The 22,289-nt window shown below is 42.3% G+C and carries 24 protein-coding genes and 3 tRNA genes; 17 read left to right on the top strand and 10 right to left on the bottom strand.

The window, feature by feature from the left end; translation table 11 throughout:
* Positions 1-8 precede the first annotated feature (8 nt).
* Positions 9-254, bottom strand: a complete 246-nt coding sequence (locus WC819_02990; GenBank protein ID MFA5986286.1) for a GIY-YIG nuclease family protein — start codon at positions 252-254, stop codon at positions 9-11.
* Between the two features lie 95 nt (positions 255-349).
* A tRNA-Ser gene (locus WC819_02985) sits at positions 350-436 on the bottom strand.
* A 192-nt stretch (positions 437-628) separates the two neighbouring features.
* Between WC819_02985 and WC819_02980 the strand changes: the two genes are divergently transcribed.
* Positions 629-1,345 (top strand): hypothetical protein, encoded by a 717-nt coding sequence (locus tag WC819_02980; GenBank protein ID MFA5986285.1) that lies wholly within the window; start codon positions 629-631, stop codon positions 1,343-1,345.
* Between the two features lie 219 nt (positions 1,346-1,564).
* A tRNA-Arg gene (locus WC819_02975) sits at positions 1,565-1,637 on the top strand.
* Between the two features lie 217 nt (positions 1,638-1,854).
* On the opposite strand, the gene WC819_02970 is transcribed toward WC819_02975, so the two are convergent.
* Positions 1,855-2,520 (bottom strand): hypothetical protein, encoded by a 666-nt coding sequence (locus WC819_02970; protein MFA5986284.1) that lies wholly within the window; start codon positions 2,518-2,520, stop codon positions 1,855-1,857.
* 143 nt (positions 2,521-2,663) lie between these two features.
* Between WC819_02970 and WC819_02965 the strand changes: the two genes are divergently transcribed.
* Positions 2,664-2,752: transfer RNA gene (locus WC819_02965), tRNA-Ser, on the top strand.
* Positions 2,753-2,776: 24 nt separating this feature from the next.
* Here the strand turns inward: WC819_02965 and WC819_02960 are convergent.
* Together WC819_02960 and WC819_02955 are read right to left on the bottom strand one after the other, a co-directional pair.
* Positions 2,777-3,706, bottom strand: a complete 930-nt coding sequence (locus WC819_02960; protein MFA5986283.1) for a DHH family phosphoesterase — start codon at positions 3,704-3,706, stop codon at positions 2,777-2,779.
* A 244-nt stretch (positions 3,707-3,950) separates the two neighbouring features.
* Positions 3,951-4,652 (bottom strand): nuclease-related domain-containing protein, encoded by a 702-nt coding sequence (locus tag WC819_02955; GenBank protein ID MFA5986282.1) that lies wholly within the window; start codon positions 4,650-4,652, stop codon positions 3,951-3,953.
* 178 nt (positions 4,653-4,830) lie between these two features.
* On the opposite strand from WC819_02955, the gene WC819_02950 reads away from it, so the two are divergent.
* From WC819_02950 to WC819_02935, 4 genes are all read left to right on the top strand, one after another.
* The gene (locus WC819_02950; protein MFA5986281.1) at positions 4,831-5,319 is read left to right on the top strand and encodes a hypothetical protein; all 489 of its coding nucleotides are present in this window, start codon (positions 4,831-4,833) and stop codon (positions 5,317-5,319) included.
* A 109-nt stretch (positions 5,320-5,428) separates the two neighbouring features.
* On the top strand, positions 5,429-6,352 hold the full coding sequence (locus WC819_02945) for a DMT family transporter (protein MFA5986280.1): 924 nt from the start codon (positions 5,429-5,431) through the stop codon (positions 6,350-6,352).
* 70 nt (positions 6,353-6,422) lie between these two features.
* Positions 6,423-6,587, top strand: a complete 165-nt coding sequence (locus WC819_02940; protein MFA5986279.1) for an AbrB/MazE/SpoVT family DNA-binding domain-containing protein — start codon at positions 6,423-6,425, stop codon at positions 6,585-6,587.
* Between the two features lie 83 nt (positions 6,588-6,670).
* A complete protein-coding gene (locus WC819_02935) occupies positions 6,671-6,961 on the top strand; it encodes a hypothetical protein (GenBank protein MFA5986278.1) in 291 nt (96 codons plus the stop codon).
* A 298-nt stretch (positions 6,962-7,259) separates the two neighbouring features.
* Here WC819_02935 and WC819_02930 read toward each other — a convergent pair whose 3' ends face one another.
* On the bottom strand, positions 7,260-7,565 hold the full coding sequence (locus WC819_02930) for a 5-fold beta-flower protein (protein ID MFA5986277.1): 306 nt from the start codon (positions 7,563-7,565) through the stop codon (positions 7,260-7,262).
* Between the two features lie 225 nt (positions 7,566-7,790).
* Here WC819_02930 and WC819_02925 point away from each other — a divergent pair, with 225 nt between their 5' ends.
* From WC819_02925 to WC819_02895, 7 genes are all read left to right on the top strand, one after another.
* Entirely contained in the window at positions 7,791-9,293 is a 1,503-nt protein-coding gene (locus WC819_02925) for an adenylosuccinate synthetase (GenBank protein MFA5986276.1), read from the top strand.
* Positions 9,294-9,674: 381 nt separating this feature from the next.
* Complete coding sequence (locus tag WC819_02920; GenBank protein ID MFA5986275.1) at positions 9,675-10,160, top strand: hypothetical protein; 486 nt, start codon at positions 9,675-9,677, stop codon at positions 10,158-10,160.
* Positions 10,157-10,609: a hypothetical protein gene (locus WC819_02915; GenBank protein MFA5986274.1), complete on the top strand. Its 453-nt coding sequence runs from the start codon at positions 10,157-10,159 to the stop codon at positions 10,607-10,609. The genes WC819_02920 and WC819_02915 overlap by 4 nt, the downstream gene beginning before the upstream one ends.
* Positions 10,610-10,696: 87 nt before the next feature.
* Positions 10,697-10,936, top strand: coding sequence for a hypothetical protein (locus tag WC819_02910; GenBank protein MFA5986273.1), 240 nt, complete (start codon positions 10,697-10,699; stop codon positions 10,934-10,936).
* 197 nt (positions 10,937-11,133) lie between these two features.
* Entirely contained in the window at positions 11,134-13,578 is a 2,445-nt protein-coding gene (locus WC819_02905; GenBank protein MFA5986272.1) for a DUF3160 domain-containing protein, read from the top strand.
* A gap of 6 nt (positions 13,579-13,584) precedes the next feature.
* Positions 13,585-14,493: an AmmeMemoRadiSam system protein B gene (gene amrB, locus WC819_02900; GenBank protein MFA5986271.1), complete on the top strand. Its 909-nt coding sequence runs from the start codon at positions 13,585-13,587 to the stop codon at positions 14,491-14,493.
* A 44-nt stretch (positions 14,494-14,537) separates the two neighbouring features.
* Entirely contained in the window at positions 14,538-15,773 is a 1,236-nt protein-coding gene (locus WC819_02895) for an MFS transporter (protein MFA5986270.1), read from the top strand.
* A 14-nt stretch (positions 15,774-15,787) separates the two neighbouring features.
* Here WC819_02895 and WC819_02890 read toward each other — a convergent pair whose 3' ends face one another.
* Genes WC819_02890 through WC819_02875 form a run of 4 tightly spaced genes read right to left on the bottom strand, consistent with a single transcriptional unit; the run spans position 15,788 to position 18,736 of the window.
* Positions 15,788-16,594, bottom strand: a complete 807-nt coding sequence (locus WC819_02890) for a metal ABC transporter permease (protein ID MFA5986269.1) — start codon at positions 16,592-16,594, stop codon at positions 15,788-15,790.
* A 3-nt stretch (positions 16,595-16,597) separates the two neighbouring features.
* Positions 16,598-17,350 (bottom strand): metal ABC transporter ATP-binding protein, encoded by a 753-nt coding sequence (locus tag WC819_02885; protein MFA5986268.1) that lies wholly within the window; start codon positions 17,348-17,350, stop codon positions 16,598-16,600.
* Complete coding sequence (locus tag WC819_02880; GenBank protein ID MFA5986267.1) at positions 17,350-18,285, bottom strand: metal ABC transporter substrate-binding protein; 936 nt, start codon at positions 18,283-18,285, stop codon at positions 17,350-17,352. Before WC819_02880 ends, WC819_02885 begins: the two co-directional genes overlap by 1 nt.
* Before the next feature lie 34 nt (positions 18,286-18,319).
* Positions 18,320-18,736 (bottom strand): transcriptional repressor, encoded by a 417-nt coding sequence (locus tag WC819_02875; protein MFA5986266.1) that lies wholly within the window; start codon positions 18,734-18,736, stop codon positions 18,320-18,322.
* Between the two features lie 126 nt (positions 18,737-18,862).
* Between WC819_02875 and WC819_02870 the strand changes: the two genes are divergently transcribed.
* From WC819_02870 to WC819_02860, 3 genes are all read left to right on the top strand, one after another.
* Positions 18,863-19,099 carry a hypothetical protein gene (locus WC819_02870; protein MFA5986265.1) on the top strand — a complete coding sequence of 79 codons (237 nt, stop codon included), beginning with the start codon at positions 18,863-18,865 and terminating at the stop codon, positions 19,097-19,099.
* Position 19,100: 1 nt separating this feature from the next.
* Positions 19,101-19,604 (top strand): cysteine peptidase family C39 domain-containing protein, encoded by a 504-nt coding sequence (locus tag WC819_02865; protein MFA5986264.1) that lies wholly within the window; start codon positions 19,101-19,103, stop codon positions 19,602-19,604.
* Between the two features lie 119 nt (positions 19,605-19,723).
* Positions 19,724-22,285, top strand: a complete 2,562-nt coding sequence (locus tag WC819_02860) for a cation-translocating P-type ATPase (GenBank protein ID MFA5986263.1) — start codon at positions 19,724-19,726, stop codon at positions 22,283-22,285.
* Positions 22,286-22,289 lie beyond the last annotated feature (4 nt).

Here is a 22,289-nt window from a genome sequence, read left to right as displayed (position 1 = left end):
GATTATTTTTAGGAGTTTTTTAAAAAATGACGGTTTGTAAATGCACGTCCGGATCCGGATTTGAGATATTTTTCAAATTGAAATGCTGTATATTTATTTTTGAATGCGCAGTAAAACTCCAGCGCTATAGGAAGACGATCTTTTGTCGCGGGAACAAAACCATTTCGGTGTCTGTCAACGCGTTCTTGTAAATTTTGTGTGCACCCTATATATGGTTTTTTGTCCTTGCAACGAAGGATATATACATAATACATAATATAAAGATCTTTTTTGAATCATGACGACCTTGATCCACCGTCGCAAACTTCAGCGGACCGTGTCCGCCGAAGTCCGCTATGGCGGACGAAGGCGGAGGCGGAGGGATTCGAACCCCCGGTCCCCGTGAGGGGACTTCGGTTTTCAAGACCGATGCGATCGACCACTCTGCCACACCTCCACGTGTGTTGTTAAATCTACAAAAAAACGTGATACAAACAAGATTTTCTATTGTATCAGCATAGGCTTTTTGCGAGCCACGTTTCACTGATACAGCATTCATCATAACAGGTGGCGAAGAATTTGTAAATATGATATGATACATGCGTGAAAATAAAAAATCGTTATGCGAATGAACTTGCGTGAGAACAAAATGGATCAATTTGAGACAAAAAGCAAGAAAGGTTTCTTTGGCATGTTAAAAAAAACGCCGGAGATAAAAAAACCGGAGCAGGTTTCACAACAGAATCGCACAGCACAGGCTGCAACTGGTGATCATATGGAATTACCGCAAAAAGATCAGTGGGTCCGTAAGGAGGCGGAGGGTCCGGTCACAGAAGAACAGCCGGACTATCAAGAGCATTATGAACACATAGAAGAACATTCCCAATATATCAAAAATCATCCGCAAGATATCGTGACGCATTGGCGCGGTCCGGAGTTTGAGCACTATCCGCATGATCGACAATGGTATATCGGTGCGGCGCTCATTCTTTGCGCGATCATCGTCTATGCGATCTTTACCAACGGCATCATCATGGCGATCGTCTTTATCCTCATCGGTCTCACGGGATATCTGCTCTTGTCGCGTCCGCAAAAAGTGATCGATTTTGCGATCACGTATGATGGTGTGTTGATCGGGGATGAGATGTATGATTATGACAATATCAAGTCTTTCTGGATCTTTTATGAGCCACCGCATATACGCGTGATCAGTTTGCACCTGAAAGGACAAGTCCGTCCATATTTGCATATCCCATTGCATCAGATCGATCCTGTCGTCATCCATGAAAATCTGTCGCAATTCATCCCGGAGATCGAACAAGAGCAAAGCATGATCGACACAATAGAACGACTTTTGCGCATGTAAATCTAGGGGGTAGATATTAGGGAGTAGGCTTTAGGGAGTAGGGGGTGATGAAGGTAACGTTTTTGAAACATTGACCTTTTTGTTGTTTTGATATAAAATAACTTTTGTTGTAATGTCCTTCTGGCAGGCCTGTCCGCCTAGGGCGGAGAGCGTGGAACGCTCGGTAAAGTATCACAATACTCCAAGAAGAACATTTAACAACACAAGTTTATACATCATGTCCTTGTAGCTCAGTGGATAGAGCGTTTGGTTGCGGTCCAAAAGGTCGTAGGTTCAACTCCTACCAAGGACACAAAAAACATCTTTTGTTGTGCAAATTTAATGTAGGTTTTATTTTTATTTTTTTGGTATTTTGCATGGAGGCAGGCAGGCCTACCAAGGACACAAATAAAGAATCCTGCCTCAGTGCAGGATTTTTTGTTTTTCACAGTAGTTTTATAAAAGTATATAGCATGAAAATCTTGGAAGGGAATAAAAAAACGTCATGATCTGTTATGGATCAATGACGTTTATGCGATTTCGAAGCCACGTAAATTTTTGCATGACCCTATAGTGCCGGCAATTTTTCCATTTGCCAGTAATGAAATCTGACGTGATGAAAATGTGTAATTAAACTTGCCACAATAATATTGTTTTGTGCGTGCGCCGATCGTGTGCGATATATTGCACCTGACAAAGATGCAACGATCGTTTGAGTAGATTTTGCACGTGCGTTTTTGATGAGGGATCCGACAGTATCCGTGTTGATCGGCATAAAGTCCGGGAGTCTTTTCCTCATTGCCACTTTTGAGTTCATCATAATACTCTTGGCTCATGATCTCGAGCATGAGCATGTTGTTGAATATGCGAACATTTCTGTCATGTAATGTGCCGGCAATTGTATCGATTGATGATATGATCTGCGCCAGGCGCGATCCTGCTATACTTTTGCCTGCGAGGAATCTCTGAGCGGGTTTGGCATCTCGCGGGTCTAGTCTTGACCAGGGATTGAATATTTTGATCAAAAAATGATCCCTGCCGAAGTAAAAGGTTGATTGTTGCAGGTGTGGGAGCTTTTCGAGAAATACCTTCCACACATCATGTAATACGTTTTTACGTGTTGTAAGTGTCCATGCATGTTGCGGTCCGAAACCGGCATATTGCATGGTGCCTTTGCTTAGTCCTGATCCGATCATGGTATCTCCTCAATTATGGTAGGGGTTACATTGATAAAGTACGATTTGTGCACTATACTAACACAACAGGATAACGTGTCAAATGCTTGATTTGGCTGTCAATCGGTGATACACTAGGCTTTGTACAATTATTTGAGACTTATGGAGAGGTGCCAGAGAGGCCGAATGGGGCACACTGCTAATGTGTTAGCTGGGTCAAACCGGCTCGAGGGTTCGAATCCCTCCCTCTCCGCTAACAAAATATTCCCTTACCGATTTATGTAGTAAGGGAATGGTTTATATTATCAATCTTTTTGATTATTTCTTTTCTCAAAATAACATTTGAAGTTGTGGCTGTGTTGTTTTTAAGGTTATAGTTAAATTCTGGGAAATGCTTTTTTATGTATTCCAGTGTTGTTCTGTCATTGAATATCAAAATATTATTTTTTTTACTTAATTCTATTAAATTCAAAAAAGAAAATTTAGAATTGGGAGATTGTAAAAATGTTTGAATTTCTTTTGAAAAATTATGGATGATGTGCTCTGAATCCCATACTTCTAGTTGCGCAATAAAAAGCTCAGAATTTACTTGCTTTGAATCATTTTTTAAGGAATCAATGACGTTTTTTTCTATGTTTTTTTGGACCTCTAAAAAGTAGTCTTTTTCAAAATCAGGTGTGTAGTTAAAAAATTTCTTTAATTCTTCATATGCCATTTCATCCTCTTGTTTTGTAATTTTTGATTGAAAGTTAAGAGTATTAGACAGTATTGCAACCGCTAGTAATTCAGCGGATAGAGGGGATATTTTATTTAGTAAATTTTCTTTTTTGTACTCTCTATAAATGAGAGTTGCAGCTGCGCCAACGTGTTCGATCACAGCGTTTTTGCCTATTTTTGTGTTCCAATAAGTTTCAAAACCGGAGTGATGGTCAAAAATATGGGAAACCGAATTTAAATCTACGAATTCTTCAAAATAATCGGGTTCTGATATATCCATTACTATGAACTCCATATTTTCTGCATATGGAAGTTTATTTTTGAAGTTTATTTTTCTATATTTTGCAGTGATGCTCGCATTGAACTTTGCAGTTGTTATCATTTCTACTTTTTCATTTTTTAAATCAAGGAGCTCTTTGTAGGCAAAAATACATGCAAGAGCATCTATGTCTATAAATATATGACACGATGTTATTATTTTGTTTTTCATATTTTATTATAAGTTGATAGGGATTTATCTATTATTTTATGTAACACTAACATGAAACATTTTTTTGTACAATTTAAAATTTACAAGGAAAACATTATTGGATATAAAGGAAAAAATACGCCTTATGTATCGTGCGATGTATGACATAGTCACATGCTCTTTGAAATCTTACGTTAAAGTCACAGAATTGTAGGCACAAAACAGCCTATATTTATGGGCTGTTTTTGTATAGGGAGGGGTAAGTCTATGATACATCTTCTGAAGGGGATTGCTTTTTTACAACGTTATTGACATGTTCTTGTCTATCCGATGATGGTGACTGACATAGATATGAAAGTTTACCTATGGATAATAGTACTCGGGGCATATCTATGCGTTCATCCGTGATGCTTTTAATCACATCCGGTATTTCATCATAAAAGAAAACGTCATTTGGTATGTCTGTTTTAAACTCCGCTCTTCGAGAAAATGCAATAATTGAATAAAAACGTGAGGGCTCAACAAATGGCAAGGCTTTTTGCAATGCTTTTTTGTGTCCATAATTCTGATGCAGAGGATTTTGAAAAGAGTATTTTTTCCCTCCTCTGATCACCTCTGTCCATTTTTTATGGTTAGGATTTCCAAATATCCAACCTGTATAATCCTTGTTTTCAATTACAAAAATTCCATGATTGGAAATGACAATATGATCAATTTCTGTTGTGATATTAAAGCAGTCAGGAATAATAATATCGCTAAATATATAATATTCGTCTGTATTTAAGGTAGATTTTAGTAGGGTCAGTAATTCACGTTCACCAGTCGTTGATGTGTCAAAACATCTTTTTCCATGCAGGTTTGATGGAGGGGGGACCGTTGGTTGTGACTGATTGTTCTTTTGGGAGACACTGGCTATGATGACGATAATTGGGAGGAGGAGAAAAATTCCGATAAGTAAAAGTCCCATATCATTTAATTTTTATTTTTTAGAAACATATTAGTATTTTACTCAAAATTTTATAAAAATACAATGAATCATGCTTATGTCAAGAAATTGATAAACCATTCGTTTATAATAAAAAAGTTCTAGACCGATGATGCCTACCTGGTGTATTATAAATTTGTAATGCATGATTTTTAAATATATGGGTTTTGAAAAATCATATACTCCGGAAAAAAGAAAAGGAAGGGAATATCTGCTCTCACTTGAAAAGGCGGGTAAGTATGTTTTTCATGGTTCACCAGACGATATTGATGTTTTAGAACCGAGGCAAGCATATGGCGAGAACGAAGAAAATGGAGACTATGAAAAAGATGGCGAGTCGGCTGTTTTTGCTACGCGCTTTGCAGACGTGGCGATATTTCGTTCTCTGATAAATGAACGATTGGGGGGAGACGGTTCAGAATGTGGCATGAGTATTGATAATGACAACAATATTTATTACCGATCCTCACGTGATCTTTTGGAAAAAGTAAAAGACCATAAAGGCAAAGTCTATGTATTAAAAAGTGAGGGGTTCTCTGACTTCAAAGGGCTGGATTGTCGTAGTAATGAGCAAGTTGTTCCTATAGAGATCGTGGAAGTGGATTGTACCGACTTGCCAAAAAATATTGATATCATTGAAAGTCGTTAGAAGTGGGGCGATTGTCAAACGACTCGTCCATTCGTGTTACAATAAAAAACATCTGTGGTGGGAATCAATTTTTGTAAATATGTGAGGCATTTTTTATGCACAAGAGGGTATGTTTGGATTTGACGGTTTAACGAAAGAAAGACAGGGTGAGGGCATTATTTTTACCGAATCATTCTTGTGGAGTCTTTTCCCGATCATTACGATTTTAGCTCTCCGGGATGTTTCATCCTCGCTGGCTTTGTTTTGGAGTATGATCTTTGCGACGGTCTTTTTTGGGTTGATCTTGATCATGAGGAAGGGGTGGAAAGATCTCAAAAATAGGGAAGCATTTACGGATATTTTGGCGGCGACATTTATTATCAACATCGTGTATTATTTGTTGTTCTTTAACGGACTTCGCTATACAACTGCCGGCAATGCCAGTTTGATCGGTCTGACGGAAATGTTATTCAGTTTTTTATTTTTCAACGTATGGCGCAGAGAGTATCTCTCCGGGGCACATATCGTAGGGGCTGTTTTGATGCTGACGGGAGCGATCATCGTCCTTCTCCCAAACATACATCGTTTTCAGTTGGGTGATCTGTTGATCTTGTTGGCGTGCTCTGTCACGCCGTTTGGCAATTATTTCCAGAGACGTGCGAGAAAATATGTCGGGAGCGAAACGATCCTATTTGTGAGGAGTGTCGTGAGTCTCCCTGTGATCTGGGTGATCGTGTGTATGTCAGGCGTGAGCGTATTGACAATCGATCTCACGGGGTCTCTGGGATTTTTGTTTATCAATGGATTTGTCATGCTGGGCTTGTCAAAGATCCTGTGGATCGAAGGCATCCACCGCATCAGTGTCACAAAGGCCACGGCGATCAATAGCATCGTGCCACTTATGACGTTGATATTTGCATGGATGATTTTGGGAAATGCGCCTACGGCATATCAGATGGCGTCATTTATCCCGATGTTTTTTGGTGTGATGTTGTTGGGGAAAAACAATGTTGTCGAGATCGGACGTCTTCAAAAAATTAAAAATGCGATATAATTATAGTTGTATATAAAAATATTTATATGGGTACCCACATCAGTACCCATGTGGGTACCTAAAAAAATATATGAGAAAACTCATCGACAAGAACATCCGCAAGATCTATAAAAAATCCGGCAGCTATTCGCTCACGATCCCGATCGAGATCGTAAAAGCTCTCAATATGAAAGAAGGTCAGAAAGTGGCGGTCGCGATCAAGGGGAGGAGCATCGTGATCACAGATTGGAAGTGACTTTGTGCACGTGTGTTAAATGATAAAAGGGATTTGCCAGCATGGAGCAAATCCCTTGTGTGTGTCAATTGTCGAGATCAGTGATGAATCAGTCGCTCGGCAACCTCGAGCATGATCTCGGCGTTGTCGGGATCATGCTCAAAATCATCCATGATCCTCTTTGTGGACTCGGTCGACACCAAGTTCTCATTTTTCAAAACGCATATGGCGATGAATTGCATCTCGGGCGGGAAGCTATCATCCTGCAAGACAGTGCAGAAGAATTTTTCGATCATGGTGCGTTCGTCGAAATCTTCTGTGGTCATGTATTGTATCCCGAGTTCATTCATTGCAAAGCAATTACTCATCCCGACATCGCAAGGACAACCGCATGACCTGAAACTGCCATTTTTTATTATGGCGAACAATTCTTCTGTTGTGTAAGGTGTCTTTCTCGTCATATCTGTCATAAGCCCTCCATTGATTGTTTTTATGCATGCATGCATTTTTTGGCCGTTTGCCGAACAACTTTTTTAAGAACTAAGAAACAGTATATTAGCACATATGTGCGAGTAAGTAAGGAGTCATTGCCCACGAATTATTCATCTCTGTTTATAGTTATTTAGCAACCTCAAGTCACACAAAAAAACAAAAGACGCGATAGATATTCATTTTCTTCACTGAGAAAAGTATCTATCGCGTCTGTTTTGATAATAACAACAGGAGAGCGCCTCCGCCGATGAGGGTGGAAATCTTGCATGTTCCGGCAATCTTATTATCTGTGGTGAATATTTTGGTACTAGCTACAAATCCAACGATGTTGTTTTGCGCATCATAGATCCGTAGGCAACCTATTCGACCGATGATATTTTGATGACGGTCGATCACGTCTGAACCGCTGATGAAACCGATGCATTCATCTCTTAGATCATAGATGTGTACATATTTTAGGTAGCCGACAGTTTTACCGCTTGAATTGGTAATTTCAACTGGTTTCATGTGTCTCCTTGTATTATCTCGAATTGGTTTTTGAGGTACTGATTATTAATGTGAACGTCTATTATAGCACAATTTAATGAATTTGTCCATACATGAATTTTGTGATGGTCAAAGGAAAAAGTTTTGACAGTGACATGGTAGCGTGTTATAAATGGAAGTTGTTCTTTAATAGGGATAGATCGTTTGTGAAAGAAGCACGTACATCAACAGAGGAGGTAAGTTGTAATGAGAAAGGATCTGTATGACATGCTATTGAATTATTTTTTTACTGGATCGGTGATCTCTGTGTACTGCAATCAGTGGGGAGACACTGGAAAGGGAAAGATCTTGGATCTGCTTATGGCAATTGCTAGAATCGGTGAGCGTCCGATGGGTGCGGATAATTGTGGACATACGATCGTTGCCAACGGACAAAAGATCGTTACACACATGATCCCATCATCGATCGTGCATGATGCACTGGGCATTGTGTCAGTGATTGGACGCGGCGTTGCATTCAATCCGCTTACTGCGCGCAGAGAACTTGAGATGCTTATGGATTCTGGAGTGACATGGGAAAATCTGAAGATCTCATTTCGCGCAAAGCTCACAATGCCGTATCATATTTTATTTGATCGCTTAAGCGAAGCACGTGCCAATCCTGACAAAAAAATTGGTACGACAGGACGTGGTGTGGGACCAGTCTTTCAAGATCATGTTGGACGCACGGGACTTTGTGTGCGTGACATGTTGGACGCGGACGTGATGTGTCAAAAGTTGCAGCATGTGTTGCCAGACAGGATCACATTTCTCAAAACACTTGATCCAATGCTGATCAAAGAGCTCCTGCATCATGATGATCTGGAGAATGGTCTCTTCTTTCATCCAACGGAAATGTTGGATATAGATGCGATCATTGTACGATATCTCGAGCATGGAAAATTTTTCAACGCTGTGATCACTGATGCGGAAAAATATGTCCGGTCTCACGTTGGAAAAGTGACAATCGCACTAGAAGGTGCGCAAGGTGCGATTCTCGATATTGATGATGGTTCATATCCATTTGTGACATCATCCAGATGCACTGTTGCCGGATTGGCACATGGGGCAGGTTTGAGAGAAGGGGATATCACACATAAGATTGGTGTGGTCAAAGCATATCAGACTCGCGTTGGTGCAGGATGTATGCCTACAGAGATCGGTGGACACAATGCTGTGGAAATCTTTGTACGTGATTACAAAAGATACTCTGCTACATCTGATTTTTCACTGCTGATCAATGATCCGGATCCTATAATTCAAGGTGCCGCAATCGGTCGTGTTGGCGGAGAATTTGGAGCCACAACAGGGCGCTTGCGTCGCATTGGTTGGCTCGATCTTGTCGCGCTACGGTATGCAGTGGAACTCAATGGTCCGGATGTTTCAATTACCAAGCTTGATGTTTTGACTGGAATTAAAAAGATCCCTGTGTGTGTAGGATATACATATCGCGGTCTAAGTAATCCTGCCATTGGCTTGGAGCATGACCAGATTTTGACAGTTATGATGCCAGAAAATGATATTTTAGAACAATGCGAGCCGATCTATGAGATCCTCGATGGTTGGGATGAGGATATCAGTGGCGTAACAACTTATCATGACCTGCCAGAAAAGGCTCAGTACTATCTCGATTTTATCGAAATGCGTGCCGATGTGAATATTGTCCTCATCAGTGTTGGCCCAGATCGTGAACAAACTTTTTTCGCGTAATGGTAATCAACACACACAAAAGAAATCCTCGTAGATTTATATTAAATCTACGAGGATTTTCTATTATAAGATCACGCATGCGCGAGAGTGATATCATTTATTTTAAAAAATATGCGAAAAAAATCTACGGTCTTTTTATATTACTGACCTTTAACACTTAACTTTATCTGAAAACATCATTATCGCTATTTGTTGTACACAGAATAATTCTGGATTCCCGTCTCCGATTTCTCGAGGACAGGCATCACGGGACTGACAGGAGGTGTTAGGTTTGCGATCATTTGCCCCCTTTCATATCTGACAAGAATGGTGTGCGTATGTTAAAATAGGGATAAAGGTTACCCCTTATGGCGTAAGTAGTTATTGATTATCAAAAAAAGTATGGAAGGCAAAGAGAGTGCATTTAAAACATTACGCAATGCGGAGATCGATTACAACAAAAATCAAATAGCGGATCCTGCCGTAGCGAGAGAAATGGCTGATGTAGAAAAAGACTTCCATAAGAAAAAAATGGGGTTTGTTAAGCCGTCAGAAGAACGATTGGCGGAAGGGCGGGAGGCGGCGTTTGATATGGGTGTAGAAGTATTGGCGCAGGAAGCGCAGAAAATAGTTTCCGATATACACAATCTAGAAATACAGGAAAGAGAAAGAAAATTCAATGGCGAACTGATCTCGTTCGAGTATGGCGGGCATGCGTATAAGCTTGATCATTTTCCTTCGTACATGCAGGATGATGTGTCTGTGCCGGACTATTTCCTCCTGGTCAGTGTGGATGGCAATACAGAGTTTACTGATGAAGAAGAACAGAGGATCATACAAAAATTTGAGATAGCGCTGCGGATGAAATTGGATGACATGAAAAAATGACAAAGATCAATGAGATGAGATATACAAAGATCAAAACATACGGAATGATCTTTGCTATTGTTTTGGTGGTAAACCTTCTATGGGAGATGGGTCAGTCGTTTTTATATGCCCCGCATTATCAGGGTCTCTATGAATTTATCATCGTGCATGTCAGGGCGTCTCTTGGGGATGTGGTAATCGTGGGTATCGGCTATCTTTTCGGTGCAATGATATTTCGTGATGTGCGGTGGGTGATGCAACGAAATATGTGGATATTTTTATATTGTGTTTTTGTAGGATGTGCACTTGCCGTTCTTGTTGAAAAGCTCGCGCTTGCACAAGGGCGGTGGGTGTATAATAGCGCAATGCCACTGATCCCAGTGGCGCATGTGGGGCTTCTTCCCGTCATGCAAATGATCATTTTGCCAATCGGTATGATCTTTTTGGCAAGAGTCTTTGCGCATGATTGACGAAATGCGTTTTCTGTGATACGATAAGTCGTTCTTTGGTGGTCAAAGGACAGGGTAATTTTTTCAAAAATATAATGGAGGTATGTTTTGAAGAAAAAAAGACGGAACGAAATCGCGTGGCGCTATGTCAAAGGTGAAATGAAGGATGAGGGTGTCGACACCTTTGATCCCAAACGGGTGAAGAAAAGCATTAAGCGCTTTGCCCGTCTGACCGGCATATCAAACACGGAAGCGTATGTGTTCTCCAAGAGTGTCGTAGAAGGTGCTGTCCGGGGAGCGTTGAACTTTACGTTCGGTAAGAAAAAAAAGAAAAGAAAGAAAAAGTAGGCGGAAAAATCCGCTGAAATGGAGGGCTCTGAGTGTTGCTTGGAGCCCTTTTTTTGTATTTTGAAACGGTATTCTCTCTCGGTTTTCAAATGTTTGTACAGCGATTTAAAAAAATGAATGTTGTGTTGCGTGAAAAATTCTCAATTTAGTGCTTTCTGATGTGGTATAATGCACATATAAAATGTAATACAAAAAATATGAACGAGAACGAGCAAGGTGTGCAACAGCCTGCGGAAACACAAAAGTCATCACGGATGCGCGTAGCTATTATCGTCGGGAGTATTGTTTTTTTGTGCATGGTTTCGTTTGGCTTTGCGTATTACTTTTTTATACAAAGAAGCGATCAGGGAACTGTGAATGATGGAGGATCGACCGACAAGGATGTCACCTCCGGTGCGGTGACCGGACAGGGAGAAGTGCCTTTTATGACGTCCAGTAAATTTGTTTTTGCGCCGTTTGAACTGGAGGAGACGCCGTATGTTGCGCAAGTGCCATCATATACGATCGCTGTGAAAGAACTGCCAAATCTCGGTGCATTTGAAAAAGCAACCAAAAAGGCGTTTAGCGCAGAGCAAAAGACCGCATTGGAAAAAAGTTATTTTTTCATACAAAAAAATACAGATCGGTTTTTTGGCGATGATCCGAAAGCGATCAGTATGCGCACGGATGATTGGACGCAGTTGTATGATGAGATCGGAGGCGCATGGGATGCGGGAGGGCGTCTGCCGGAAAATGCGGTGTTCGTGAGCAGTGATTATCTGTTGCATGTGTATCATCGGTTATTGGAAAAAGAATTCGAATACATCGAACAAAAAGAATTTTATCCACGCTTGGTCACATTGAGTCAGACACTTCTCGAGAATTCAATTACGGCATACAACAAGAGCAATGAACAGGATAAGAAAGAGAGTTACCAACGTCTGATCGCATACTTCTTGGTGCCGACGGCAATTTTGGAATCTGCGTATGAGGATTTTTCTGCTGAGAATTTTACCAATACGCAGAGTGACGCAGCAGAGCGGATCATGGCAAATGTGGAGAAGCGTCGTGCATCCATTCCGGAAAGATCATACAATGATGCAAAGGCGGAGATTACATTGATCATGGCGGCAAAAGAAATACAAGATTCACCGTTGTATGGCGCGTATCGCCAGGCGCAGGGTGTTGCGATGCCGGAGGATTACACGCAGTTTGGTCCGCGTAGTCATTACAATAAAAATGCTGTACTTCGCACCTACTTTCGTGCAATGATGTGGTATGGGCGACAGAACTTGTTGGCAAGCAGTCCGGAATTGACGCGGGATGCGATGAATATCACGCTCATGATGCAGGACGCGCAGTTGCGTAAGGCATGGGACGATATCTATATCCCGACAGCATTTTTTGTCGGGGAGAGCGACGACTTGGGCATCACGGAATATGCCGGTGCGATGGAGCAGGTTTTTGGCAAAAATATCGCATTTGATACGGTGAGCATCGCCAAGATGCAAGAGAAAATGAAGAATTATAAAAATCCACAAATTATGTCATCGGTTGCCGTGGGTCAAAAAGTGACAGATATGACAAAGGAAGAATTGCAAAACACCACCAAAGGTTTCCGTTTCATGGGACAGAGGTTTACGCCGGACGCATTTGTCTTTTCCACATTGACACAAGGTGATGAAAAGCCGGATCCGGAAACAGGTGAGAAATTGCCATCAATGCCGACGGCATTGCAGGTGATGACGGTATTGGGCAATGATACGGCGCAACCACTTACGGATCAGTGGATCGCACAAAATGCGCCCGCATCAAAAAATGTTCTTGCAAAAAAAATGGGTCAACTGGAACAACATTTTGGCGCACTTGATGATAAGGCATGGACGCAAAATATTTATTGGTCATGGTTGTATACGATCACGTCGCTCTTTAGAAATCATGAGAATCTCGCAGGATATCCGATGTTTGTGCAAAGCGCGCAGTGGGACAAAAAGAACCTGCAGAGCGCACTTGGCTCATGGACAGAGCTTAAGCACGATACGCTTCTCTATGCAAAACAATCCTATGCGGAAATGGGCGCGGGATTCAATGAGGAGACGCCACCACCTGTGCCGAAGGGGTATGTCGAGCCAAATATCGAGTTTTATGATCGCTTACTGGCTTTGACAAAGATGACGCGTACCGGTTTGGAAAGTCGACAATTATTGCCAAATGAGTTTGTCGGACGTACGGATAGTTTTGTCGCGAGTGTAAATTTTTTCCGCGACATTGCGGTTAAAGAATTGGCAAATCAAACGATCAGCGATGACGAGTTTGAGCGATTGCGCAGGGAGCCGGCACAACTCAATAGCGTGATCCGTCCACTGCCGGGTGAAGACGGTACAGAAGACCAAGCACGTGCGGCACTCATTGCAGATGTGCATACGGATATGATTTCGGGGGAGATCCTCTATGAAGCAACAGGGATCCCAAATTATATCTATGTCGCGGTCAAAGATGCAAACGGTGTGCGTCTGACCAAGGGGTTGGTGTATGCATATTATGAATTCACACATCCAATCGGCGAACGGTTGACGGATGAAAAGTGGAAAGAGTGGCAATATGCAAATGATCAAACACAGGTATCGCCTGTGCCGACGTGGACACAAGAACTCGTCAAATAAAAAGATATGCAAAAAAAATATCATTGGATCGGATATTTACTCCCACCGCTTGTTGTGATCGGTGGGTTTTTTGCCGTTCGTTTTATGGTGCAAAGATCTTTTGTGAATGAGGAGAGATTTGGACAGGGGAATGAAAAAGTATTGCGGAGTTTTTATGACAATGCGTCGCTGTATACGAGTACATGTGATGATGTTCTGCCAACGTCGCATGTGATCGCCGGTATCACGTCACATCATTTTTTGGCACAGGGGCTTATCACAAACTTTTTTTGTGGCGTTGAAAATATCCCACGACACGTGATCATTGTCAGTCCGGACCACTTCAATCGATTTCACGATCAAAAAACGATCGCATATGTCACAGCATTGTCATGGGATACACCGTTTGGCGCAGTGGCCAATGACACGGCTCTTTTTGAACGGATTGATACTCTGCCGGGCGTTGAAATAAATAACACCCCTTTTTTTATGGAACATGGCGTGTATACACTTGTTCCATTTGTTGCGAAATATTTCTCAGGTGTAGAAGTTACGAGTCTTGTAGTAAATGCAAAAGCCGATCAAGAAATGCTTTCTGCATTGGGAAAAGAGATACGTCACATGGCTGATGACGACACAATTCTTGTCGTAAGTTCGGATTTTAGCCATCATGGCGATGTGCAAACGACACTGTCACGGGATGAAAAGAGTCTGGATGCGCTGGCGCATTTTTCGTCGGAAACGGTCGATGATATCATATGTGATTGTCCGTCGTGCATGGTTTTCCTGCGCGGATATGTGGGCGATGACCGGGCATTTGTCGTGCGCGATCATAAAAACTCTATGGACTATAGTGGCGCGGACACAGATATTACAAGTTATGTGAGCGGATATTTCGTTCTAAAAGATCCTATTTTTGTTGGAAAAAAGAGATAATGATATAATATGATGGCTAGATTTTTTTTATATTTTTCTCACTCATGACAGCATTAAATAAGACCAAACATCGTGACCCATATTTACCACCTGTTTTTTTGTTCGGATTGGTGATCTTTTTTTGGACGATCTTTGATTGCATGCTGACATATATCACGCCGATCCTTATGGAAGAAAACGGTTTTTCTATCGGCATGATCGGGTTGATCATCGGGACATCATCGATCAGTGGTGCGTTCTTTGATTTTTTGATCTGCAAATTTTTCAAGAATGCGGATTTTCGCCATATGTTCTGGCTTATGTTTGTCGTTTGTGCTTCGTATCCGCTGTTGCTTTCGCAAGCAAATGGCGTATGGTTTTATCTTTTTGTGATGGCAGTCTGGGGATTATACTATGACCTGAGCGGTTTTGGGACATTTAATTTTATCGGTCGCTATACCAAAAAATCCGATCACGCATCGCACTTTGGTGTTGTGCAGATCTTCCGTGCGTTGGGCAGTGTCTTGGCACCGCTCATTGTCGGTTTTGTGATCGTGTCTGCAATCGATTGGCGCGTATTTGCAGTGAGTTGGATCTTTTTGGGTATTGGACTCGGACTTTTTATCATCCTGCTCTTTCTCATGTATATACACGGCAGAAAAGATGTGCATGTGACGGCACACAAGGAGCAAAAACATAAAAGTCTTTTTCGAGAGATTGATTTGTGGAAAAAGTTAGGCAAAATCATGACGCCGGTTCTCTGTGTCACGTTCTTTCTTTCTTTTGTGGATGCATTTTTCTGGACGTTGGCACCACTCTATGTGGAGACGATCGATCTTGGTAAATTTGGCGGGTTGTTTTTGACAGCGTACATCCTTCCGGCGCTTTTTGTCGGGTGGATCGTGGGGAATGTCACGCGACGTTTTGGGAAAAAACGGACGGCACTTCTCGGTATACTGATCGGGTCAACGATTTTAACATCTTTTGTCCATGTGTCATACGCACCGTTTGCAATTATCACAATTTTTGTCGCTGCGTGTTTTATCAGTATTGCATTGCCGGCGATTAATGCGGCATATGCGGACTATATTTCCGAAGCGCCATGCGTAGATAGTGAGATTGAAGGTGTGGAAGATTTATCTTTCAATTCCGGGTATATTTTTGGGCCGGTCTTTGCAGGTGTTCTGGCCGGTCTTCTCGGTATTCCGGGAGCATTTAGTGTTTTGGGTCTTATTGGGGTGGTACTTGCGGCAGTGTTGCTTGTCGTGACGCCAAAAAATATTTTGATACGAATAAAATAAGTGATCTTTTTTTATCAGGCGAGTTTCTTGTAGAGAAATGTTATACCAAAGAAAAGTGCATTGACCATGACGATCGTTGCGCCGGCGGGGAAGTCGAGAAAAAACGATATCGTGATACCGATCAAAACCGAGAGAAGAGAAAACATCACTGCATACAAAATCGCCTTTTTAAAACCCTTGGCGATCTGCAATGCTGTGACCGCCGGAAAAATGAGCAACGCAGAAACCAGCATAACGCCAACGACTTTGATAGAAAGAACGACAGTGATCGCTGTAAGGATCGCAAGGATCGTATTGATCAGGTGGGTTTTGATGCCTGTTGTTTTGGCGTATTCTTCATCGAATGTGGCGGAAAAAAGATCCCAATAAAAAAAATAAATGGTTATGAGTACGACAAAAGAAAGAATGATCGACAAGAATACTTCCGTTGTGCTGATTGCAAGGATATTGCCAAAAAGATAACTGAATAGATCAATATTAAATCCGTTGGATGCACTCGCCAAAATCACGCCACCGGCAATGCCGACGGCGGAAACGATCCCGATTGCCGCGTCACCGTAAACGCGGGCTCTTTCTGTGATTTTTAGGATGATCAGAGCGCCGATCATGACAATGGGAACAGCGATATAAAAAGGATAAAAGCCAAAAAATAAGCCAAGAGCGATGGCACCAAAGCTGACATGGGAAAGACCATCGCCGATCAATGACATCTTGCGCAGGACCAGAAACATGCCCAATACAGCACAGGTGATCGCGACAAAAGATCCTGCGAGGAACGCTTTTTGTATGAATGCGTATTGTAAAAAATATAATATATCCATAGGTTATGTGTGCTGATGCCAAACGACGTGTTCTCCGATTTTCTCAAAACATGCCGCTGTAGCATCTTTTTTGCAAAAATCCGCAATTGGTCCGAAATGAATGAGCTTGTGGTCGATATAAAGCAATTTATTCGCATAACTGCCGATATAGCCTGTGTCATGTGTGATCAAAATCACTGTCAGACCTTTTTCTTTGTTGAATTTTTGGACGAGTGTGAAAAATTCATTGCGAGACTCCGGGTCGAGTGCTGTGGAGGGTTCATCAAAAATGAGGAGTTCCGGTTTTGCGACGATCGCACGAGCGAGCAATACTTTTTGCTGTTGTCCACCGGAGAGCTCGGAAATCATTTTGTCTTGTAGGTCTATGATGTCCAATTCATGGAGTGCCGTGGTAACCTTGTGCCAATCCGTATGTGAGAGATTGCGGGGTGGTTTTTTTGAAGATAATAATCCCAATGCGACGATCTCTTTGACCGATGCGGGGAAAAGATTATTGATGCCGGTATGTTTTTGCGGGAGATAACCGATCTTGGAAAAACCCGTGAAAGATCTTTGTGGTATTCCAAAAATGGTGATCGTGCCTTTTGCGATTGGCAGAAGTCCGAGAATGGCTTTGACAAGTGTTGTTTTGCCGGCACCGTTTGGTCCGGCGAGACCGATGAAATCACCTTTGTCGATGGCAAAGGAAATATCATGGAGAATTTTATTTTGTCCGTACTGGACAGAAATTTTGTCTACAGAAATTATTTTTTCCATTAGTTACATGATAATCCCTGCGCGAGGTTTTGTAAATTTTTTTCCATAAGCATGACAAACGTTGTGCCAGTTTGGTAATCCTCTTTTGAAATGTTTCCTGCCGGAGTCAATGCGAGGAGTTTTGTGTTTGTTTCTCGCGCCAATGTTTCAGCGATCTTTGGATTGAGGAGATCCTCATAAAATATCGTTGTGATACCATTTTTTTTGATTTGTTCCACAAGTTGCGCAAGGTCTTGTGCCGAGGGTTCCGCATTCGGTGAAATGCCATATGCTGCTTCATAGCGGAGATCATATTTTTTGCTCATGTATCCGAATGCATAATGACCGCCGTAGACGATGTCTCTCCGCCGGCATTGTGCAAGCGTTGTTGCATATGTGTGATCCAATTGTGCAAGCGTTTCTTTGTACTGCACGGCATTGGTGCGATAGTCGCCGGCATGTGTAGGGTCTTTTTGCGCAAGCGCATCCGTGATCGCATCCACCATTTTTTGCGCATTGTCAAAATCGAGCCAGACATGCGGATCAATACCGCTATGGGATGATTCGTCACCATGATCCTCATTCTCGTTGATCAATGCAATATGTGCGCTTGTATTTACAATGGTAACGGTGTCATTTTGCATGCCGGCGATCACATCCTCCACCCAGGGCTCCATGAATGCGCCTGTATATACGAACACATCGGACCGGTTGATCGTGATGATGTCGCTGGGTGTTGGTTCAAAAGAGTGTGCTTCAACGCCCGGCGGGAGAAGGAGGGACACATCGACATGATCACCGCCGACATTTTTTGCAAAGTCATAGAGTGGAAATAGCGTGGTCACGACGGAAATACGCGCAGAAGGGGATTCTTTTTTTTGATTGCTTTTGAGTAAGAATACAACGGCAATGAGTGCGAGGATCACAATGATGGCGATAAAGATCTTTTGTTTCATATACGTGGTCATTAATTAAAAAATAAGGGGAAATTTATGCACGGCATTGCGCGCAATAGCCGTAAAACTCCAAGGAATGTCCGGTGATCGTAAAATGATTTTTGCGTGCGATGTGCGCAGAAGTGCATTTTATATGATCTTTCATGACAACTTTTGTGATCTTGTCACAATGGAGGCAGATGAGGTGATGATGATGGTCGTGGGGGATCTCGTAATAATCAACATCGGCGATCGTACTTTTGCAGATGATGTTGTGTGCTGTAAGAAAGCGCAATTCACGAAAGATCGTGGAACGGTCCGGTGTGAGGTGGTGCTTCTTGAGCTGCGTGACGATATTGGCATGAGATACGAGACAATCTTTTGTCAGTAAACTATGAATGATCGCTTTGCGCACAGGAGAAATGCGGCCACCACATGCGCGGACCTTTGTGAGGATGAGATCAAGATTCATAAAATTGTATAAATGCACTATTGTTGCATTTATAATAAAGCGCAGGCAGCACATTGTCAAATGCATATTGTATCTTGTAGAAATGTGGTACTGTGGATATATAGAAAAAATAGGTTATCATGTCATATGAAAAGAAAAATACATGGGGTGTTGTACAATTGCAAAAAATTCATCAAAGAGCGTCCAAAACTCAAAATGATCGTGGGGGTTGCTTTGATCGTGGTGGGTTTTGTCGCACTTGTGACACCACTTACGCCGGGGTCATGGTTGGCGATCATCGGTTTGGAACTTTTGGGATTGCGGATCGTTTTGCGCGATTGGGTACTCAAACAAAAAGAAATATATATCAGTCACAAAAAATAATATGAACATACAACTACATGTACAGCCATTTCAAGAGACATTGCATGCCGGTATGTGCGGACCCGCGTCTCTCAAGATCGTTTTGATGCAGTATGGTGTTGAAAAGACGGAGAAAGAATTTGCGCAACTATGCGAGGTTGATGCGAACCTTGGCGTCACCGATGTGGATATCGAAAGAGTTGCACGATCATTGGGATTTTCTGTTACGATCAAAAATGAATCATCGATGAAAGAAATCGCACAATGGCTTGAAAAAGGTGTGCCGGTAATTGTGGATTGGTTTACGCGAGGACGCACGGATTATGACGAAGATGACGTAGCGGATGGGCATTATTCCGTGGTGACGGGATTGGATGATATGCATATTTATCTACAAGATCCGGAAGTAGGACGTGTGCGAAAAATTGTCCGTGAGGATTTTCTGCGTGTGTGGTTCGATTTTTCTGGAGAATATATTACACCGGATACATTGATCATTCGGCAAATCATCGCAATCTATCGATAGATTTTTGTATCGGCGGATGTTATTGTGATGTCTCTTGTATAAAAAGGTGCTTTTTATGATAATATAGAAATGCGTGCGATGGATCACGCCATATATTTTTAGGTATTTATAAGAACATCATGTCTGAACAAATAATGGGTCTGACTGTCCAAGAAGCAAAAGAGCGATTGGCGCAGGAAGGATTCAATGAACTACCATCGCAAAGAAAGCAAAGTGCATTTTCTATTTTTATCGGCGTGATCAAAGATCCCATGCTTTTTTTACTTATTGCTGCCGGCGGAGTGTATCTTTTTTTGGGTGAGGTGGAGGATGCATTGATGCTTTCTGCTTTTGTCTGTGTGGTGGTGGGGATCACATTTTATCAAGAACGAAAGACGGAACGCGCTCTTGAAGCATTACGCGATCTGTCCAGTCCGCGCGCTTCCGTTGTGCGAGATGGTGTGCAGTATACTGTTGCCGGTCGGGAAGTGGTGCGCGATGACATTGTCGTTTTGCGCGAAGGCGCGCGTGTGCCGGCTGATGCTGTGGTCGTGTCATCTGCACATTTATATATTGACGAATCCTTGCTTACAGGAGAGTCTATATCTGTGCGCAAAAGCGAGTGGGATGGTAAAGAAAAATTGGGGCAACCTGGCGGTGATGGCCTGCCGTTTGTTTTTTCTGGCACAATGGTGACACAGGGACATGCACTTGTGCGCGTGACGCGGATTGGCGTGAATACTGAGATTGGGAAGATCGGTGTATCATTGCAATCAATTGTGGAGGAAGAAATGCTCCTCAAAAAAGAAACGCGCATACTGGTTCGCAATTTTGCGATTGTCGGTATGGTCATGTGCGCTGGTGTTTTGGTGGCATATGGTATTTATTATCATGATTGGATCCGTGGCGTTTTGTCGGGATTGTCTTTGAGTATGGCGCTCTTGCCGGAAGAATTTTCCGTTGTCTTGGTAGTATTTTTGGCGATCGGGGCATGGCGTATGTCGCGCAAGCGCGTTCTCGTGAGAAAGTCTGCGGCAATTGAAACATTGGGAGCTGCGACAGTATTGTGTGTTGATAAAACAGGCACATTGACGCTTAATGAAATGCGGTTGGCATCTGTTGTCATCGATCAAGAGATCATGGATCTCGATGTGTTTGATATAAAAGAGATGCCGGAAAAGTATCATGCATTGCTGAAATATTCCTTGCTTGCAAGCCATCATGATCCGTTTGATCCGATCGAGAAAGAGATTCATCGCGTGTGTAATATTTTGTCGTATGGGGATGTCCATCTTGATGATCGATGGACATTGGTGCGAGAATTTCCATTGTCAAAAGAACTACTCGCTTTGTCGCATGTGTGGATGTTGGCGGGCACAAATGCACACATCGTTGCGGCCAAAGGTGCGCCGGAAGCGATCATTGAATTGTGCCACATGGATCACATGCATGGTGAGGATGTTTTGAAAAAGGTGGATGCGATGTCCCAAAAAGGCTTGCGCGTACTTGGTGTGGCAAAGGCCACAGTGGATCATTCTGATCGCATACAAGATCAGCACGATTATGCATATGAATTTGTCGGATTGATCGGCTTCGTGGACCCGGTTCGTCCGTCTGTTGCACAAGCCGTGCAAGAATGTTATACGGCAGGTATACGTGTGATCATGGTTACGGGAGACTATCCCGGCACGGCACAATTTGTCGCACAGAAGATCGGATTGCGCAATGTCGGTGAACACATGACCGGACAAGATCTGGCGCAATGTGATCGTGCAACATTGCAAATGCGTATTCGTGATGTGAATATTTTTACACGTGTTGTTCCGGATCAGAAGTTGGCGATCGTTGAGGCACTCAAGGCAAATGGTGAGATCGTGGTGATGACAGGCGATGGCGTGAATGATGCTCCGGCGTTAAAATCTGCACATATCGGTGTTGCGATGGGAAGGCGCGGGACGGATGTGGCGCGTGAGGCATCAGACATTGTGCTCTTGGATGATCACTTTTTGTCAATTGTGGAGGCAGTCAAGATGGGTCGTCGCATATTTGATAATCTCAAAAAAGCGATCTCATATATTTTTTCCGTGCACATACCGATTGCCGGCATATCACTTATCCCTGTCATTTTTCACTTGCCGGTGGTTCTTTTTCCGGCACATATTGCCTTTTTGGAATTGATCATTGATCCGGCGTGCTCGGTGGTGTATGAATCAGAAAAAGCGGAAAAAGGCATCATGAAACGCAATCCACGCAACCTAAAAAAACGATTGCTGGATCGCTCGACCTTTGTGATCAGTTTGTTACAAGGACTTGGTGTTTTGATTGCTGCGCTGGTAGTGTATTTTTTGGCATTACACTGGCATTTTAGCGAGGAAAAAATTCGGACGATCACTTTTGTTACACTTGTCTTTGGCAATTTAATGCTTATTGTCACCAATTTAGCGCAATACAAAAATTTTATGCAGATCCTGGGTAATGGCAACAAGGCATTGAAATACATTTTGATTTCTGCGGCATTTTTTCTTCTGGTGATATTGTATACGCCATTTTTGAGAAATATTTTCCATTTTAGTGCATTGAAAGTGAATGAAATATTATTAAGTTTGTGTGTGGCGATTGTAAGTATTGCGTGGTTTGAGATATACAAACGTTTTATGCAAAAAAAAGTGCGGATCAGTGCGAATGACATCGATCCTTCATGATATT

The organism is Parcubacteria group bacterium (genome assembly GCA_041660065.1).
Lineage (GTDB): Bacteria > Patescibacteriota > Minisyncoccia > Moranbacterales.
Note: the sequence above shows the minus strand (reverse complement) of the source record. Positions and strands in the feature narration are given on the sequence as shown.